This is a genomic window from Asaia siamensis, assembly GCF_014635085.1.
Lineage (GTDB): Bacteria > Pseudomonadota > Alphaproteobacteria > Acetobacterales > Acetobacteraceae > Asaia > Asaia siamensis.
The window spans coordinates 1-15,741 of the sequence record NZ_BMCH01000003.1; the positions used below are offsets into that span (position 1 = coordinate 1).

The following is a 15,741-nucleotide window of genomic DNA, read 5'->3' on the forward strand; positions in this document are numbered from 1 at the left end:
AACCTTACCCTAACTCACTGATATCACTCAGTTCCCAAGGCAGTCACCGCGGCGTGTTCCGCTGCGGTGAACGGGCTTTTAGACCCCACACCCACACCCGTCAATCACAAAATTTCAAAAAAATGAAAAAACCGCCCCTCATCCTTCTTTGCAAAGATGCGTCATAAATTGTGTATTGTGCGGCAGCGCGTCGCTCTCCTTATAGATGGCCATGACAGCGCGATGCGTTATCCCGCCCTTCAAAGCTCTCAGCCTGCCAATGAAGCTGATCGCAATAATGGCTCCGGGTTTCCATCGATTGCGAAAAATTAAGCTCTCCCAGCATCACGTTTATAATACCTTGCCTTGTAACTTGCTGGGGAAAGCACAAAAAACAGCCTCAGGACGATACCGGATGCGTGTTTCTCCAAGTGACGGCGACATCAGGCGATTGGCACAGATCGAGGCACAGGATTTGAGGATACTTTCGATGACCATGCAGCGTATCGGTAATTGACCCTCAACCATGATGAAGATTGCATTTCCCTATATCGCGCAGCCTCACCAGACGCTGCACTCCTTGCCCATCGCCATGGAAATCGCCTCGCGGCACGCCGATACAGAGGTGCACGTCGCCTGCACGACGGAAGCCCATCTGGATTATGCGAAGACACTCAGCGCGCTTTACCCCCAGGCGCGGGCACGCTTCGATCTCTTGAAAATGCCCGAGATGCTCAGACGTCGTATCGAGCAATCCGGGCCAGGTGTTCTGGGCAAGATGGCCAGCCTGTTTTTCAACCGTGAGTATTTTTCACGTTTCGAGGCGATTGTGGTGCCGGAGCGTACCTCACTCTATCTGCGGCGGATGGGCATTCGCAAACCCCGGCTCATCTGGACGCGTCACGGTGCGGGAGATCGCGCCATCGGTTTTGCGCGCGACGTCAAGGAATTCGATTTCGTGCTGCTCTCAGGCAAGAAGATCGAAGAGCGGCTTCTCTCGCAGGGCGCGATCAGCCCCGGGCGCTATTATCGCGGTTCTTATGCGAAATTCGATATCGTGAGAAAAATGGCGCGCGCGCGCCCTGCCCTCTTCGACAACGGCAAGCCAATCGTTCTCTACAACCCGCATTTCTCGTCAAAGCTCTCTTCGTGGCCACTCATGGGCGAGCAGATCCTTCAGTATTTCGCCAATCAGGACAAATACAATCTGATATTTGCCCCCCATTATCGCCTGTTCGACAAACATCGGCAGGAAGGCGAGCAACTCGTCGCCCGGTTCGCCCACCATGATCATCTTCTGATCGATCCCGGTAGCCCGCGCAGTATCGACATGACCTACACCATGGCAGCAGATTTCTATCTGGGCGATGTGAGTTCGCAGGTTGCAGAGTTTCTTGTCCGCCCGAGACCTTGCGTCTTTCTCAATGCACACCACGTTCCGTGGCAGTCAGACAGGAATTACCACTTCTGGAATCTCGGCCAGGTGCTCGACAGCGCGGACGGGCTTTCCTTGGCTCTCGATGCTGCGGTAACAAAGCATGACGATTTTCTTGAGGCGCAGCGCCAATATATACTAGAGACCTTCGAATTCACCGGTGACGGCCCGACTGCCCCCGGAGCGGCAGACGCCATTGTCGATTATCTACGTAGCGCAGCCTAACCCATTACGCAGGGACGTGGCCGGGGTTTCTCCGGATTTCGCGGTCCATGACAGATTGAAAAGCAGAGCAGACCTATCAACATGACGCCTAACCAAACGCCCGTCCCCACTGCATCGAACCAGAAGCGCCGTCACGGTGACTTTCCGACGTTCAGCGCTGCCCTGGACTACGCGGCGCGGGGAACGGCGGGCTTCAATATCTATAATGGTCGAGGTCAGCTTCTCGAGGCGCTGCCCTATAAGCTTCTGCGCGAGCAGTCGCTTGAGACGGCCCGGCGTCTGCTCGGTGCGGGTCTCTCGGTCGGTGACCGTGTCGCCATCGTTGCCGAAAGCGACGGCGATTTCGCTCGCATCTTCTTTGGCTGTCAATATGCCGGGCTCGTACCCGCGCCATTGCCCCTGCCAATCGCGTTCGGTGGCCGGGAAGCCTATATTTCCACGCTGCGTGGCATGGTCTCGGCTTCGGGCGCCCGCGCTGTCGTCGTGCCGGAACTGATCGGATCATGGACAGCAGATATTGTTGCCGGACTTGATCTCGCTTTCGGCGGTTCGCCTGCCGAGTTGCTGGCCCTTGCCCCATCCGACCAGCCCCTCCCGTCGATTGGCGCTGAAGACCTCTCTTATCTTCAATTCTCATCAGGCAGCACGCGCTTTCCGATGGGGGTTGCCGTCACTCAATCGGCAGGCATGGCCAATGCTCGGGCAATCGCGCGTGACGGCCTCAAGGTCAGAGAGACCGGGGATCGTTGCGTCTCCTGGCTGCCGCTCTATCACGATATGGGGCTCGTCGGGTTCTTCCTGACGCCCATGACCTGTCAGCTGACGGTAGATCTTCTTCCGACGCGCGAATTCGCCCGACGCCCGCATGTGTGGCTCGATCTGATCAGCCGCAATCGCGGCACGATCGCCTATAGCCCCTCATTCGGATACGAACTCTGCGCGCGTCGCCCTGTTTCGGGCGATCTCGACCTATCCTGCTGGCGCATCGCCGGAATCGGCGGTGACATGATCCGCCACCATATCCTCGAGACCTTTGCCGAGCGCTTTGCCGCCTATGGTTTTGATGGCCGCGCCTTTGTGGCGAGCTACGGAATGGCGGAAGCCACGCTCGCGATCAGCTTTGCTCCGCTTGATACAGGCATCGTCACCGATACAATCGACCTGCGCAAGCTTGAGACCGACGGTGTTGCGATCGCCTCGAATGACCCCTCTCATGCGCTGCGCACCTTCGTCCTTTGCGGCGTCGCTCTTCCGGAGCATGACGTGCAGGTGCGCAATGCCGATGGCGCCCTTATGCCGGAGCGCCATGTGGGCATGGTTTATGTTCGTGGCCCCAGCCTGATGCGCGGCTATTTCGGCCGCAGCTCCGAGACTGACGAGGTGCTGGACAGCAAGGGCTGGCTGAATACGGGCGATCTTGGTTACATGCTTGACGGTCAGGTGGTCATCACCGGGCGCGCCAAGGACCTTATCATCATCAACGGTCGCAATATCTGGCCGCAGGATCTCGAATGGTCTGCCGAGCATGAAATTGCTTCGCTGCGCTCACGTGACGTCGCCGTATTTGCCGTCGAAGGCAGCGAGGGTGAGCGCGTTGTGGCGCTGGTGCAGTGCCGCGCCACCAATGACGATGATCGCGCAAAACTGCGCGAGGAAACCATGGGTCTGTTCCGCCGTCAGCATGGCATCGACGTTGATGTCATTCTGGTGCCGCCGCATACCTTGCCGCAGACATCGTCAGGCAAGCTGACACGCGCCCGGGCCAAGGCAATGCTTCTGGCAGGTCAGTTCGAAACCAGCCAGACCGCCGCCTGATGCTCGCGGGAGGGACGGCCGTGACGAACTGCTTCCTTCCCTGGTTTCCCGACAGACCCGCATGAGAAGCAGCCGAAGGGTCGCCCTCTGGCCATAAGGCCCACGCTGTCGCATAAGACCCACCATCACGGGGCGCCCGGCGCCCCAATGCCTCTACTCGGAGACCTTGAAATGGCCGATACGGTCGCCTCCATCGCCTCGATGATCATCGACAAATTGCTTGCTAATCCGAAAGTCCCCCGCGACATCACCGGTGAAAGTAAGATTGTGGAAGATCTCGCCTTCGACTCACTCGCCGTCATGAATTTCGTGATGGAGATCGAAGACGAACTCGATGTCTCCGTACCTCTCGACAAGCTGGCCGACATCCGCACGATCAACGATCTTGCAGCCTGTCTCGCGTCTCTCAAAGCCGGTACCGCCTCGTGACCGATATCTTCGCCAAATATGCGGGCCTCAAGACGGCAGCAGCCGGACTGACGGCGCATTCGCCCCGCAATCCGTTCGGGGTGGTGATCGATCATCCGGTTTCGGCCACGGTCGGTCTGATCGAGGGACGTGAAACCCTTCTTTTCGGCACGAACAATTATCTCGGCCTCAGCCAGTCGACAGCTGCCGCCGAGGCAGCCATCGGGACCGTGCGCCGCGAAGGTGTTGGCACAACGGGCTCGCGCATCGCCAACGGCACCTACGCGCTTCATCGCAAGCTCGAAACCCGTCTGGCTGAAGTCCTCCGCCGCCGTCACTGCATGATCTTCTCGACGGGGTATCAGGCCAATCTCGGGGCAATTTCCGCCCTGGCCGGCAAGGATGACGTGCTGCTGCTCGATGCAGACAGCCATGCCAGCATCTATGACGCAAGCCGTCTGGGCTATGCTCAGGTCATCCGCTTCCGCCATAACGACCCGGCCGATCTCGATCGTCGCCTGTCCCGGCTGAAGGATCATCAGGGTGCCAAGCTGATCGTCGTTGAAGGCATCTATTCAATGACCGGCAACGTCGCACCGATGCGCGAATTTGCCGAGGTCAAGAAGAAGCATGGCGCTTATCTCCTCGCCGATGAGGCGCATTCCTTTGGCGTTCTGGGCGAGAACGGCCGCGGTCTGGCCGAGCGCGACGGCTGTGAGGACGATGTCGATTTCGTCGTTGGCACATTCTCCAAAAGCCTCGGTACGGTTGGTGGATATTGCGCCTCCAACCTTGATGGGCTCGAACTGATCCGCCTCTGCTCACGCCCGTATATGTTCACCGCATCGCTGCCACCGGAAATCATTGCCGCGACGCTGGCTGCACTTGATGAGATGATCGCACGTCCCGAGCTTCGCACGCAGCTCTACGCCAATGCAAAGCAGCTCAACCATGGCCTGCATGCGCTGGGTCTGAAGACGAGTGCGCATGTCAGCCCGGTTGTGGCCGTCACGCTCGACAATGTCGAGCAGGCTCTTGCTTTCTGGAATCGCCTGCTGGAACTCGGCGTTTACGTCAATCTGTCGCTCCCGCCTGCAACACCTGACGAACACCCGCTGCTGCGCTGCTCTGTCATGGCAGTGCACACGCCGGAAGAAATCGACCGTGCTCTGGGCATTTTCGCCCAGGTGAAGAAGGACGTTCTGGGGTAATCAGCCGGTCAGCGACCACAGAAAAGGCGAGAGGTTCTCCGAACCCTCGCCTTTTTTTATGCCTGTTTCTTAGCCCTGCATCCCGCTGAGAAAGATCCTGCGGGCTCGCCAGAGCAGTCTCGGCAGGCAGATCAATGGATGTCGCGCCTCAAAGGGAGAGAGCTTCAACACGAAGCCACTATGGCGTTCGATTTTCCAGGCAAGATAGGCAGCCCCATTCTTGAAGGTGAAGGCTGCCTTGATAAGCCGGGCAACGTTGCGCCACCGCCCCTTGCGAGCCATGCGTTCCCATCGACGCTCTGCCCGCAGGCGCTGGGCTGTCGACAGCCTCGGGGCCACACAGCCGCCCGTCTCATCAAAAGCAAGGCCTGCACTTTGCCATGCCGGGCGGGTAAGCGCGGCGTAACGCGCGTCTTGACCCTGCATGATTACAGAACCTCGTGCCGATTGCTCGACACGCAATTCGGCGCGATAGGTACGCCTGAAAAGTGCCTCCCACCATTTTTCGGGGGGATGCGCTCCCTCTTCCAGACGTGCCGCCCAGCCAGCCGCTGTCGTCACGCAAGAGCGGATGATCGAGAGAAGGGTATCCGCAGCTTCAGGGTTTCTCACCCAGACGAGGCGCACCGGCTGGCAGAACCGTGCCCACAGCGTTGTGTCGGCCGAGCGCGGAGACGCCCCGGCACGAAGCTGCTGCATAGTCAGTACGGCAATTTTTGCCCGTAGAACCTGCCCGTCGATTTCATGCTCGGCATAAAAGACATTGGGGGGCAACAGATGATTGGCCAGCATCGCTGCGGGCGACGCCGGCCAGTCGGACAGACGCTCGAGCACGATATAAAAATCGAAAAGCCCTTCGGGGTCGAATTGTCTCAGACCGGAGCCGTAGAAAAGCACACCAAGTGGTCGGGCAATGCCAAGAATCTGCGTGACCAGCGTATGCAAACGCGGGTCGACCGGTGTCGTCAGTTCACCGATCAGGATCTGATCAAGCGCAGAGTCGGCCTCAGTCATGCACAAAACCGAATTCCGGCCCTTCGGAAAGCACAATGCGATGGCTGGCGCCCGGCGAGAAGCGTTCACCGTCCAGCACGAAATCGCCTTGGCAGGTCAGGACGAGCTCACTCGCCTTGCCGCTCGTATAATCGGGACTCTCACGCAGCCAGGCCGGCGCACGACCACGGAGCAGCGCCCAGGTCGCCTGCAGCAGCTTTCTGGGATGATCGGCAACGCGCAGGAAATGCAGGTCGCCGGTTCTCACCTTGCCGGTGTTCCAGAATGGCCAGATACCGAGATTGAGCTTCTGCAATGCGGTGGAGAGAAAAAGAAAACTCAGTCCATCGACCAGCGGCGTGCCATCCACCTCAAGGGTAAGGCGATCTCCCGCCAGCCAGGTCTCGCGCTGTCGTCGCCAGAGCAGGCTGCCAAAAGCACCAACCAGAGTCGCAGCTACCGCCAGATTATGCGGCGCGTAGCGCAGCACATGCGGCGAATGGGCTATGGCAATGGCGCGTGCGTAACCCGAACTGCCCTGAAACATGCCAAGACGCGTCTCATGCTCACCCTCAGGCCAGGAAATCTTGAGAGGACGGCGGGTCTTGCGCGGCAGAACCGCACTGTTTCGATACAGAAGCTTGAGCGCCTCGATACCGCGTGTGGAAAAACCGATATCCTGGGCAATCAGATTGGTATTGCCTGAAGGAAAGATCGCGATATCGGGCAGCGCATCCTCGGGATAGATACGCGCAATGGCGGTCATGACATCGCTGACCGTACCATCGCCGCCGTTGATGGCGACCAGCGGGACATTGCGCCGGGCGAGTTCCGTCACCATCTCCTGCATCTCGTCATGAGAAGAAGGCACGAGAAACCCGTCACCAAGAAGGTCACTCGCCTGGCGCGCGAATTTTCTGCCATCCCGACGGTTCTTACGACTACGCGGGTTATGGATCAGGGCTAGGCGCACGGCAGTATCATTTATGTTACGGTAATCCCTTCAGCCCGACGGAACATCGGGGGTCCGCCTTGCGCGGCGCCATAGCATGACTTAGGCAGCGGGACCAGAAACCGATTGGTCATTTTTAACTTTTGCCGTTACCGGCCTTTGACCTGTCGCTAGGAAGAGAAAGGTTGATGACCCTGACCGAAACCCCCTCTGTGGTTCTGGCGCATCTTTCCGACGTGCATCTTCCACCCCCTGCTTCCCTGCCCTCGTGGCGCCATTTCACCAATAAGCGGGCCCTCAGCGTCGCCTCATGGAAGCGCCATCGCGTCCATCATCACCTGCCCGCGCTTTCGGATGCTGTCCGCGATGACATGCATGCCGCCCGGCCCGATCTGATCCTCAATACCGGCGACCTGACGAATTTCGGCCTGCGGGAAGAATTTTCGAATGCTGCCTCCTGGCTTGGGACCATGGCGGCCCCCTGCCTCGTGGTGCCGGGCAATCATGACGCCATGGTACGCGAACCATGGCACGACACCGCAGCCAAATGGGCGGACTGGACGGAAAAGACGGCCGAGGGCGCCTTTCCCTATCAGCGCGAAGAAGGCGATCTCGCCATTATCGGCGTAAACAGCGCCATACCGACCCCGCCCTTCATGGCCTGCGGGCGTGTCGGCGCAGCGCAACGCGCGCGTCTGGCCGAAATTCTGGATACGACACGAGACAAATGCCGCGTGGTCATGATCCATCATCCCCCACGCGCCGGACTTGTTCCTTGGCGAAAATCCCTGCTCGATCTCAAGGCAGTCGCTGCCATTATCGCGCAGCACGGTGCCGCCTTGGTGCTGCATGGCCATTCGCATGACGCCACACTCTCGACGATTCCAGGCACATCCATTCCGCTTATCGGCGTGCCATCGGCCTCTTTGCAATCATCCAGACCTTGGCGCCATAGTGGCTGGAACCGGATAGCGATTGCCCGCCAGAGTGCCGGATGGGAGATCGACCTGACGACACGCCAATTCACTCAGGCAGAGGGGTGGCGCTGCAGCCGTCATCGCAACTGGCTCATTCGGGATGGACAAGGCTGATGCGTCTTCCCCATTTTCCGACGCTGGACCGCTATCTTCTTGCCCAGCTTCTTCCCCCCTTCGTCGTCTCGCTGGCTGCCGTTCTGGCGGCCCTTCTGCTGGAACGCCTGCTCGTCCTGTTCGACGATCTCGCCGCAGAGGGGAGCTCACTGGCCACTTTCGTCTCGCTGCTGACCGACCTGTTGCCGCATTATCTTGGCCTGGCGCTGCCCGCGGCTCTTTGCGTCAGCGTTTTCCTGATCATCCGGCGAATGAGCGACAATAACGAGATCGACGCGCTTATGGCGAGCGGCGTCTCGCTGCTTCGTATCGCCCGGCCTTATATGTGGTCAGGTGTGGTGCTGGGGCTCGGCAGCATCCTGCTCTATGGCTATATCCAGCCCGTAGCGCGTTACGATTTCCGATCCGGATTTTACTATGCCGCCCATTCGGGCTGGGCACCTCATCTGCAGGCTGGCATGTTCGCCACGACGTCAGGCGACTCGATGCTCACAGCCGACCGCGTCTCGCGCAACGGGACGGTGTTGCATGAGGTCTTCATCCGGCAGCGTGAACCCGACGGCGCGGTCCGGATCATCACTGCGCATCGTGGGCTGATTACTGCCGTCCCCTCTCTCAAGCAGACCCGCCTCGATCTGTGGGATGGGCTGATCGTCTATGATCCGCGCGACGAGAGCAACAAGGCCAATCAGACCCGCTTCGAGCACAGCATGCGCACTTTCGATCAGAGCCATGATACGGCGGCGTTCCGCTCCCGCGGGATCGACGAACGCGAACTGACACTGGTGGAGCTGGCAACCCGTCTCGAAGCCTCTCATCAATCGGATGCGCCTGCCGGCGACGGCGTCATTACCCGCTCCAGCCTGCGTGCAGAACTCGATTTCCGCCTGGCACGCGCACTCGCCATTCCCTTCATACCGCCCCTTGCCGTGGCACTAGCCATTGGCGCCAAACGACGTCGCCCGATCATGGGTCTCATCGCGCTCGCGCTCGTGCTGGTGGGCTTTGACCACACACTGCAATTCGGTCACGGCCTGATCGCGACCGGCAGGATGAAGGGTCTTTATGCCATCTGGCTGCCTGAAATCCTTTTCTGCACGATCTGCATGGCGTCCATCTTCAGACGCTCACGCGGGTCGTGGCGCCGACGTCAGGCGATCCCCCTCAACAAGGCGAGGCGCCCGGCATGAGCGAGACCCAGGCATCACGCGCGGTGCTGCGCACCCATCTGACACGCTCATTTCTGAGCCGGACCCTGATCTGTGGGGCAATTCTGGTGTCAATGATGGAAATTCTGGGCCTGCTCGAAATGACCACGCCCATACTCGAGCGCCATCTCGGTGCCATGGGCATGGTGCGCTACGCCCTGCTCAGACTGCCAAGCCTCATTTATCAGACGCTCCCTCTGAGCACGCTGATCGGCGCGCTTTTTCTGCTCATGCAGATGACGCTCAACAGCGAGACAGCAAGCCTGCGTGCCGCCGGGCTCTCGACAAGACGACTGCTTCTGCTGCTCCTGCCTGCAATCGGGATCATCAGCCTGGTCGGCATCGCGACGCAGGAAGTCGTTGCTCCACGCGCCGAACTGGCTCTCGCCAAATGGTGGAACAGAACCGACCCTCACGCCGCAGGCAGCGGCCACGGCTTCTGGTTTCACGCGGCGGGTGACGTCGTGCATATCGACAGCTTCAGCGATGGCGGGCGGCGTATCACGAAGGTTGCCGTCTATCACCGCATCCCTGGCGGCGATCTGGTCGCCGCCGATACGGCGCCGGAGCTGCTCTACGACCCGAAGACCGGATGGCAGGCAACCCATGTGCGCAGCCTTGCGCTCAGAAGTAACCGTGTCGACATCGACCAGCGCAGCAACATCACGCTTCTGCCTGCGAGTGTGACACCCGATACGCTGATCCAGCTTTCGCAGAATTATCCGGTGCTGTCTTTCTGGTCACTCTGGAGCATCCTGCATCGTGGTGGGGCCTCAAGCCTGCCGAAAGCGACGTATCGCATGGCGCTTTTTGCGCCGTTCACTTTGCCGGTCTCACTCTGCGCAATGCTGTTCCTGGCCTTGCCGGTCATCTATATTCCCCCGCGCACAGGGACGCGCAGCCTGCTGCCGATTGCGGCGCTGGCTGCCGGTTTTGGTTTCATAGTGCTTCAAGGCCTGATACAGGCACTGGGCAATGCGGGAACCCTGCCTGCGTTAATTGCCGTCACGGCGCCTCCCGCCCTGGCATTCCTCCTCGGAGGGGCATGGATAGTGAAGATGGAAGAAAAATGAGCACGTTCAGTGGTGAACAGGCCGAAGGCTTCTGGAAAGCCTTCTGGAATGCCCGGAAAAACCAAGGCTCCCTTCGCACCGGCAGAAGCTTCGACCTTGGCAAGATGAGCCTGCCGCAGCTCTGGATGGCCTATCTCACCTACCCGACCATTCTGTTCTATTTCACCCTGATCGCAATCTCGACCGGGGTCGCCCTGGCTCTCGCGCCGAAGCTCGGGCCGACCCTGATCACTATCCTGCTGGTGGTGGGGATCTATCCCTTCGCCTGGTACGCCATCCATCGCTTCATTCTTCATGGCCGCTGGCTCTATCGTAACCCGGTCACGGCCTCGCTGTGGAAGCGCGTCCATTTCGACCACCATCAGGACCCGCATCTGCTCGACGTGCTGTTCGGCTCGCCGCTCAATACGCTTCCGACAATCGCAATTATTGTCATGCCTATCGGATGGGGCATCGGCGGGGCCAGCACGGCTTTTGCCGCACTGGCGACAGGCCTGGTCATGACCTGCATCTATGAATTTTTCCACTGCATCCAGCATCTGGCCTACAAGCCACGCTGGGCATGGGTCAGCAAGATCAAGCAGTTGCATGTGCTGCATCACTTCCATGACGAGGACGGTAATTACGGCATCACCAATTATGCTGCCGACCGTCTTTTCGGCAGCTTCTACAAAGATGCCCGCGCCCGCGCCCGCAGCGCCCATGTCTTCGATCTCGGCTATGATCTCGACGAGGCAAAGCGCTATCCCTGGGTCATGAAACGCACAGGGGCACCGCCCAAGCAGCGTCCGGACGGCGCGAGAAGTGGCAGCAGCGCACGGTGAGTCTTCCCGTTCTGGTTCTTGCCGGGTCACGCGACGGCGCGCAGGACCCGCTGGCCCGCCATGGAAACGTTGCTCATAAGGCCCTTCTCCCTGTCGCAGGCCGGCCCATGATCGATCGCGTTCTTGAGACGCTTTCTGCAACGCCGAGTCTTGGCCCTGTCTACGTCAGTATCGAGACACCCGAAGCGCTTGATGCGCTCGACAGGGCGTTTACCTGCGTCCCCACGGCCAAAGGCCCGAGCGGCAGCGTTGCCCTTGCGCTTGACCGTATCGGCGCACCCCTACTGATAACGACGGCGGATCACCCGCTTCTTCAGCCGGTCTGGATCACCGACTTCCTTCGCGATGCCGACTTGTCAGGTTGCGACCTGGCGGTGGGCGTTGCCTTGCGTGCCGTCATAGAACGCGACGTGAAGGGAACGAAGCGCACCTATATCCCGCTGAGCGACATGAGTTTCTCGGGCTGCAATCTCTTCCTGCTGCGCACCGATCGTGCCCGCGCCGTCATCGAGCTGTGGCAGAAGCTCGAACGCGACCGCAAGCATCCACTCAGAATGGCCCGCACTCTGGGCTTTGGCACCCTGCTGCGGGCATTGTTCAGGCGCCTCGACAGCGCGACACTCACGTCACGCATTCATGCCCTGACCGGTGCCCGCGTCAGCCTCGTGCCCATGGCCCACGGACGGGCGGCGGTCGATGTCGACAAGCCAGAGGACTTGGCTCTGGTGGAAAAGCTTTTGGCTGAAGCGCCATGAAAATTGCCTATGTGATCAACTCGGTTGAAGGCGGTGGTGCCGCCCTTCCCGTGCCCGCCATCACGCAGGTCATGCGTGAAAACGGTCATGAAGTGATTGTACTCGCCCTGACACGCCGCGATGGACGCGCCATCAAGCCCATGCTGCAGGCCGGACTGACCGTGCATGTGCGCGAGGGCAGCAAGACAGATCATCTGGCAGCCCTACTCTGGCTCAATCGGGAAATAGGCGAGCAGAAGCCCGATCTGATCTGGACCTCACTGACGCGCGCCACCCTTCTCGGACAATTGGTCGGTCTTCGACGCCGGCTGCCGGTGGTAAGCTGGCAGCATTCTGCCCGCCTCAAACCCGCCAATGCCAGACTGTTGCGCCTTATGCGCAGTCTTTCGAAGCTCTGGATTGCCGATTCCACCTGTGTGGAGCAGGAAACAGAGCGCAAGCTTGGCCTGAGTGGCGATAAACTGACCTGCTGGCCGATCTTTCGCGCCAGTGACAGCTTTCCTGTGGCCGTCCCCGGGTCTGAGGCCGCACCGATCCGTATCGGCAGTCTGGGGAGACTGCATCCGGTCAAGGGATATGACACGCTGTGCGAGGCGGTGCGTCTTCTTGGCAAAATCGCGAATCTGCCGGGATACGAGTTCCATATCGCTGGCGAGGGCGAGGAACGTGACCGTCTGGCGGCACTGATCGCTCGCGACAAGCTGCCGATCGTTCTCGATGGCTATAACGCCGAGCCACGACAGTTTCTCTCGACGCTGCAGATCTACGTCCAGCCTTCGCATTGGGAAGGGCTTTGCCTGGCCGCTCATGAGGCCTTGCTCTGCGGCGTTCCTGTGATCGCGTCAGAGGCAGGAGAACTGCCTCATACGATCACCGAGGCCTGCGGCCGTATCGTGCCCCCCAAAGACCCCGAGGCTCTGGCGCTCGCTCTGGCAGACCTGCTGCGTCAGCCAGAACGCCTTGCCACAATGGGTCAGATCGGGCGCAACCGCGTTCTTTCACGCTTCGACGCCGCATCCTTCGACCGGCGGGGCGCAGAAATCCTAGCGCGCCTCGAAAGAACTCTCTGAACGGGTCTGGGTCAGGTGGCTCGAGAGACGAAAATCCATCTGCGCAAAAACGACTGACGCCGCCAGAAGCAGTATCCAGACCATGCGCGCCGCTGCCTGATGCTCAAGCCAGGCAGCAGCACCGAAAGCGATGACGGCAAGCATGTCGAGCCCGAAATGCAGTCGCTCATCGAGATGACCGCACAGAAACCCGATCAGAAACAGAACAATTCCGAAAATGGCGCAACTCAGAGCCTTTTCCCGACGCATCCAGTCAAGAACAGGCATAACCCGATCGGTTGTGTCGCGTTTGTCAGACAAGAGTTTCTCCAGACAGGTGAAAGCAGGGTGCCTTCGATGAGTAACCACAAGTGAGCGACAGGCAAAGTTACGAAGACGACAAGCGGGGCATGACCGATGCGACACCCCCGCCTCTGAGCCTGCCGGAAAACCAGTTTGCCATCAGGCGCGCCATGCTCGGTCTGGCCCGGAATCTCAACTGGGCATGTCTGAACGAGTTCTCCCTGCCCGCTGCCGGTCGCCGGGCCGATATCATGGCCCTTGGCGCCGATGGGCAGTTGCACTGCATCGAGATCAAGTCAGGACCACGCGATTTTCTGACAGATCGCAAATGGCCGGAATACCGCGACTGGTGCGACAGGCTGTATTTCGCAGTCGATCAGCATTTCCCTCAGGCCCTCATTCCGGACGATGTTGGGCTCTTCGTCGCGCATGTGATGGAAAGCCCCTCAACCATCGTGCCGGAATGTGCCATGATCCGCGAAAGCCCGCTTGCCAAGCTGGCAACGGCCCGCAGAAAGACCCTGATGCAGCTTTTCGGCCATAACGCCGCGCTGCGTCTCATGGCTCTGGAAGACCCTGCCATGACAGCGTCTCTCCGTGCGGCCCGACGTGTCGAATAAGGAGTGTCTGCATGACCGATCAACGTCTCATCGCCCAACGCCTGGAGGTTGCCCGCGCCGTCGTCGCCGATGCCGCCGCCCTGGCTATGGCAATGAGGCCGCCGCCGGGTGGACCGGTCGGCAGCATGAAAGGCGTGCAGGATTATGTCACTGAAGCCGATATGGCAGTCGAGGCCCTTGTCTCGAAACGGATCGAGGCCCTTTTCCCTGAAGATGGCTTTATGGGCGAAGAGGGAGGACGCCAGCGTGAGGGTGGGCTGACCTGGGTTATTGACCCGATCGACGGCACATCGAACTACGCTCGCGGACGCGAGCGCTGGTGCGTCTCACTTGGCCTGATGGATGGCGCAGTGCCAGCTGCGGGTGTGATCAATGCCCCGGCTCTGGGCGAGGTCTATACGGCCCAGCGCGGCGTGGGTGCCTGGCTCAATGGCAGGAAGCTTACCGCCTCCCCCGTCACAGACCCGAAAAATGCCATGGTGGAAACGGGATGGAGCGCGAAAGTGTCGCCGGAAACCTATGCCAGCCGTGCGAAGGCGTTTCTGGAGCTCGGTATTGCGCCGCGAACAGGCGCCTGTGGCGCTCTGGCTCTTGCTGACGTCGCCTCGGGTCGCAGTGACGGCTATCTCGAAATCGCCATCAATCTCTGGGATGTTGCCGCCGCCCTCGTCATGATTGAGGAAAGTGGCGCGCGCGTCTCACCGTTCCTGCAGGATGGCGGGCTGACCGGATGCATTTCCATTCTCGCAGCAGCACCGGGTGTCGCCGAGCCAATCGCTGCGGCTGCCGGAATGCGCCTTCTCTGACATCCGGTCCGGTTGCCTGATGACAACCATTCTCACGCCATAATTTCCCGTCAGGGCTGGCAGCTCCTGCCCCCTGACGGTTCACGATACGAGGCCCCTCATCCATGGTTTCTCTCTCACGCCGACTCGTCGCTTCCACGGTCTTGCTGGCCGCAGGTCTGACGGCTGTGCCTGCCATGGCGACGCCAAAACAACAGGCTCTGGTCGACCGGGCGACGCTCGCGGTTCAGGATATCTTCCAGGGTACGACACCGAATTCGCGCGCCCAGCGTTACCTGGCCAAGGCGCGCGCCGTGATGGTGTGCCCCTCGGTCTTTCGCATGTCGATCGTTTTTGGTGGCGCAGGAGGCGGCTGCCTTCTGCTGTCACGCGATGCCCGCGGCTCGTGGTCAGACCCGGCCTTCTATACGCTGAGCTCTGCCTCAATGGGACTTCAGCTCGGCGTTGAAAGCTCTGAGCTGATGTTTTTCGTCATGTCCGATCGTGGTCTTCAGGCCCTGCTCGACAGCCAGTTCAAGTTCAGCGCCGGGGCTTCGGCTTCATTCGCCAATATGGGGAGCGGTATCGAAAGCGGCTCTGCCGGTGCCTCAAACACCGATATTCTCGCGCTTCAGAAATCATCCGGACTTTTTGCCGGCGCCTCGCTCGGTGGTTCCAAGCTGACTATCGACAGCGCCTCCAATCGCGCCTTTTACAATCAGCCCGTCGGCCCGGAAGATATCGTTATCTCGATGCGCGTGAACAATACTGGCGCTGACCCGCTGCGACGCGTCCTGATGCAGGTCGTGCAGCAGCAAAGCGCAACACCGGCCCAATCAGCCATCACGGGCGCTGCAACCTCCGCCGCAAGCGGAACGGTAGGCAACAGCCCCTATCCGGCAAATTACGACAGCAGCAAATCATTCACCAGCCAGTCGCATGGCGCCGTGAAGAGCGAAACACTCTCGGCACCGAAGTAAGACGCAAGCGCCAGGGCGGATTTCCTGCCGTCCTG

17 protein-coding genes are annotated in these 15,741 nt (G+C 60.1%); 14 read left to right on the plus strand and 3 right to left on the minus strand.

The features are described 5' to 3' along the window. Positions 1-259: 259 nt before the first annotated feature. From IEV53_RS05830 to spt, 5 genes are all read left to right on the plus strand, one after another. Complete coding sequence (locus IEV53_RS05830) at positions 260-496, plus strand: hypothetical protein (protein WP_188425877.1); 237 nt, start codon at positions 260-262, stop codon at positions 494-496. A 12-nt stretch (positions 497-508) separates the two neighbouring features. Beyond that, complete coding sequence (locus IEV53_RS05835; RefSeq protein ID WP_188426262.1) at positions 509-1,639, plus strand: sensor domain-containing protein; 1,131 nt, start codon at positions 509-511, stop codon at positions 1,637-1,639. Positions 1,640-1,720: 81 nt separating this feature from the next. After that, positions 1,721-3,454, plus strand: a complete 1,734-nt coding sequence (locus IEV53_RS05840; RefSeq protein WP_188425878.1) for a fatty acyl-AMP ligase — start codon at positions 1,721-1,723, stop codon at positions 3,452-3,454. A 171-nt stretch (positions 3,455-3,625) separates the two neighbouring features. Then, positions 3,626-3,883 carry an acyl carrier protein gene (locus IEV53_RS05845; RefSeq protein ID WP_188425879.1) on the plus strand — a complete coding sequence of 86 codons (258 nt, stop codon included), beginning with the start codon at positions 3,626-3,628 and terminating at the stop codon, positions 3,881-3,883. Beyond that, complete coding sequence (gene spt / locus IEV53_RS05850) at positions 3,880-5,073, plus strand: serine palmitoyltransferase (protein ID WP_188425880.1); 1,194 nt, start codon at positions 3,880-3,882, stop codon at positions 5,071-5,073. The genes IEV53_RS05845 and spt overlap by 4 nt, the downstream gene beginning before the upstream one ends. A 69-nt stretch (positions 5,074-5,142) precedes the next feature. Here the strand turns inward: spt and IEV53_RS05855 are convergent, their stop codons facing one another. After that, positions 5,143-6,087 (minus strand): hypothetical protein, encoded by a 945-nt coding sequence (locus tag IEV53_RS05855; RefSeq protein ID WP_188425881.1) that lies wholly within the window; start codon positions 6,085-6,087, stop codon positions 5,143-5,145. After that, positions 6,080-7,039, minus strand: a complete 960-nt coding sequence (locus IEV53_RS05860; protein WP_188425882.1) for a diacylglycerol/lipid kinase family protein — start codon at positions 7,037-7,039, stop codon at positions 6,080-6,082. The genes IEV53_RS05855 and IEV53_RS05860 overlap by 8 nt, the downstream gene beginning before the upstream one ends. Before the next feature lie 167 nt (positions 7,040-7,206). Here IEV53_RS05860 and IEV53_RS05865 point away from each other — a divergent pair, with 167 nt between their 5' ends. The 6 genes from IEV53_RS05865 (at position 7,207) to IEV53_RS05890 (ending at position 13,039) form a co-directional block, all read left to right on the plus strand. Further along, positions 7,207-8,109 (plus strand): metallophosphoesterase family protein, encoded by a 903-nt coding sequence (locus IEV53_RS05865; RefSeq protein ID WP_188425883.1) that lies wholly within the window; start codon positions 7,207-7,209, stop codon positions 8,107-8,109. Next, a complete protein-coding gene (locus tag IEV53_RS05870; protein ID WP_188425884.1) occupies positions 8,109-9,299 on the plus strand; it encodes an LptF/LptG family permease in 1,191 nt (396 codons plus the stop codon). The genes IEV53_RS05865 and IEV53_RS05870 overlap by 1 nt, the downstream gene beginning before the upstream one ends. Then, positions 9,296-10,390 (plus strand): LptF/LptG family permease, encoded by a 1,095-nt coding sequence (locus tag IEV53_RS05875; RefSeq protein ID WP_188425885.1) that lies wholly within the window; start codon positions 9,296-9,298, stop codon positions 10,388-10,390. The genes IEV53_RS05870 and IEV53_RS05875 overlap by 4 nt, the downstream gene beginning before the upstream one ends. A 104-nt stretch (positions 10,391-10,494) precedes the next feature. Beyond that, positions 10,495-11,214, plus strand: a complete 720-nt coding sequence (locus IEV53_RS05880) for a sterol desaturase family protein (protein WP_229719762.1) — start codon at positions 10,495-10,497, stop codon at positions 11,212-11,214. After that, positions 11,211-11,969 carry a nucleotidyltransferase family protein gene (locus tag IEV53_RS05885; RefSeq protein ID WP_188425887.1) on the plus strand — a complete coding sequence of 253 codons (759 nt, stop codon included), beginning with the start codon at positions 11,211-11,213 and terminating at the stop codon, positions 11,967-11,969. The genes IEV53_RS05880 and IEV53_RS05885 overlap by 4 nt, the downstream gene beginning before the upstream one ends. Next, positions 11,966-13,039 carry a glycosyltransferase family 4 protein gene (locus tag IEV53_RS05890; RefSeq protein WP_188425888.1) on the plus strand — a complete coding sequence of 358 codons (1,074 nt, stop codon included), beginning with the start codon at positions 11,966-11,968 and terminating at the stop codon, positions 13,037-13,039. The genes IEV53_RS05885 and IEV53_RS05890 overlap by 4 nt, the downstream gene beginning before the upstream one ends. Here IEV53_RS05890 and IEV53_RS05895 read toward each other — a convergent pair. Continuing rightward, positions 13,013-13,339 (minus strand): hypothetical protein, encoded by a 327-nt coding sequence (locus IEV53_RS05895; protein ID WP_188425889.1) that lies wholly within the window; start codon positions 13,337-13,339, stop codon positions 13,013-13,015. The genes IEV53_RS05890 and IEV53_RS05895 overlap by 27 nt on opposite strands. A 50-nt stretch (positions 13,340-13,389) precedes the next feature. Here IEV53_RS05895 and IEV53_RS05900 point away from each other — a divergent pair, with 50 nt between their 5' ends. The 3 genes from IEV53_RS05900 to IEV53_RS05910 all read left to right on the plus strand — a co-directional run bounded on the left by IEV53_RS05900 (position 13,390) and on the right by IEV53_RS05910 (position 15,706). Continuing rightward, positions 13,390-13,941: an MmcB family DNA repair protein gene (locus IEV53_RS05900; protein ID WP_229719697.1), complete on the plus strand. Its 552-nt coding sequence runs from the start codon at positions 13,390-13,392 to the stop codon at positions 13,939-13,941. An 11-nt stretch (positions 13,942-13,952) separates the two neighbouring features. After that, entirely contained in the window at positions 13,953-14,747 is a 795-nt protein-coding gene (locus tag IEV53_RS05905; RefSeq protein WP_188425890.1) for an inositol monophosphatase family protein, read from the plus strand. A gap of 104 nt (positions 14,748-14,851) precedes the next feature. Then, the gene (locus IEV53_RS05910) at positions 14,852-15,706 is read left to right on the plus strand and encodes a lipid-binding SYLF domain-containing protein (RefSeq protein ID WP_188425891.1); all 855 of its coding nucleotides are present in this window, start codon (positions 14,852-14,854) and stop codon (positions 15,704-15,706) included. Positions 15,707-15,741: the final 35 nt, after the last annotated feature.

Bases quoted from the DNA above. Each gene is read 5' to 3' on its own strand.
- IEV53_RS05840 (WP_188425878.1), top strand. From the start codon at position 1,721: ATGACGCCTAACCAAACGCCCGTCCCCACTGCATCGAACCAGAAGCGC.
- IEV53_RS05835 (WP_188426262.1), top strand. From the start codon at position 509: ATGAAGATTGCATTTCCCTATATCGCGCAGCCTCACCAGACGCTGCAC.
- IEV53_RS05880 (WP_229719762.1), top strand. From the start codon at position 10,495: ATGAGCCTGCCGCAGCTCTGGATGGCCTATCTCACCTACCCGACCATT.
- IEV53_RS05865 (WP_188425883.1), top strand. From the start codon at position 7,207: ATGACCCTGACCGAAACCCCCTCTGTGGTTCTGGCGCATCTTTCCGAC.
- IEV53_RS05845 (WP_188425879.1), top strand. From the start codon at position 3,626: ATGGCCGATACGGTCGCCTCCATCGCCTCGATGATCATCGACAAATTG.
- IEV53_RS05855 (WP_188425881.1), bottom strand. From the start codon at position 6,087: ATGACTGAGGCCGACTCTGCGCTTGATCAGATCCTGATCGGTGAACTG.
- IEV53_RS05905 (WP_188425890.1), top strand. From the start codon at position 13,953: ATGACCGATCAACGTCTCATCGCCCAACGCCTGGAGGTTGCCCGCGCC.
- IEV53_RS05875 (WP_188425885.1), top strand. From the start codon at position 9,296: ATGAGCGAGACCCAGGCATCACGCGCGGTGCTGCGCACCCATCTGACA.
- IEV53_RS05890 (WP_188425888.1), top strand. From the start codon at position 11,966: ATGAAAATTGCCTATGTGATCAACTCGGTTGAAGGCGGTGGTGCCGCC.
- IEV53_RS05910 (WP_188425891.1), top strand. From the start codon at position 14,852: ATGGTTTCTCTCTCACGCCGACTCGTCGCTTCCACGGTCTTGCTGGCC.
- IEV53_RS05870 (WP_188425884.1), top strand. From the start codon at position 8,109: ATGCGTCTTCCCCATTTTCCGACGCTGGACCGCTATCTTCTTGCCCAG.
- IEV53_RS05830 (WP_188425877.1), top strand. From the start codon at position 260: ATGAAGCTGATCGCAATAATGGCTCCGGGTTTCCATCGATTGCGAAAA.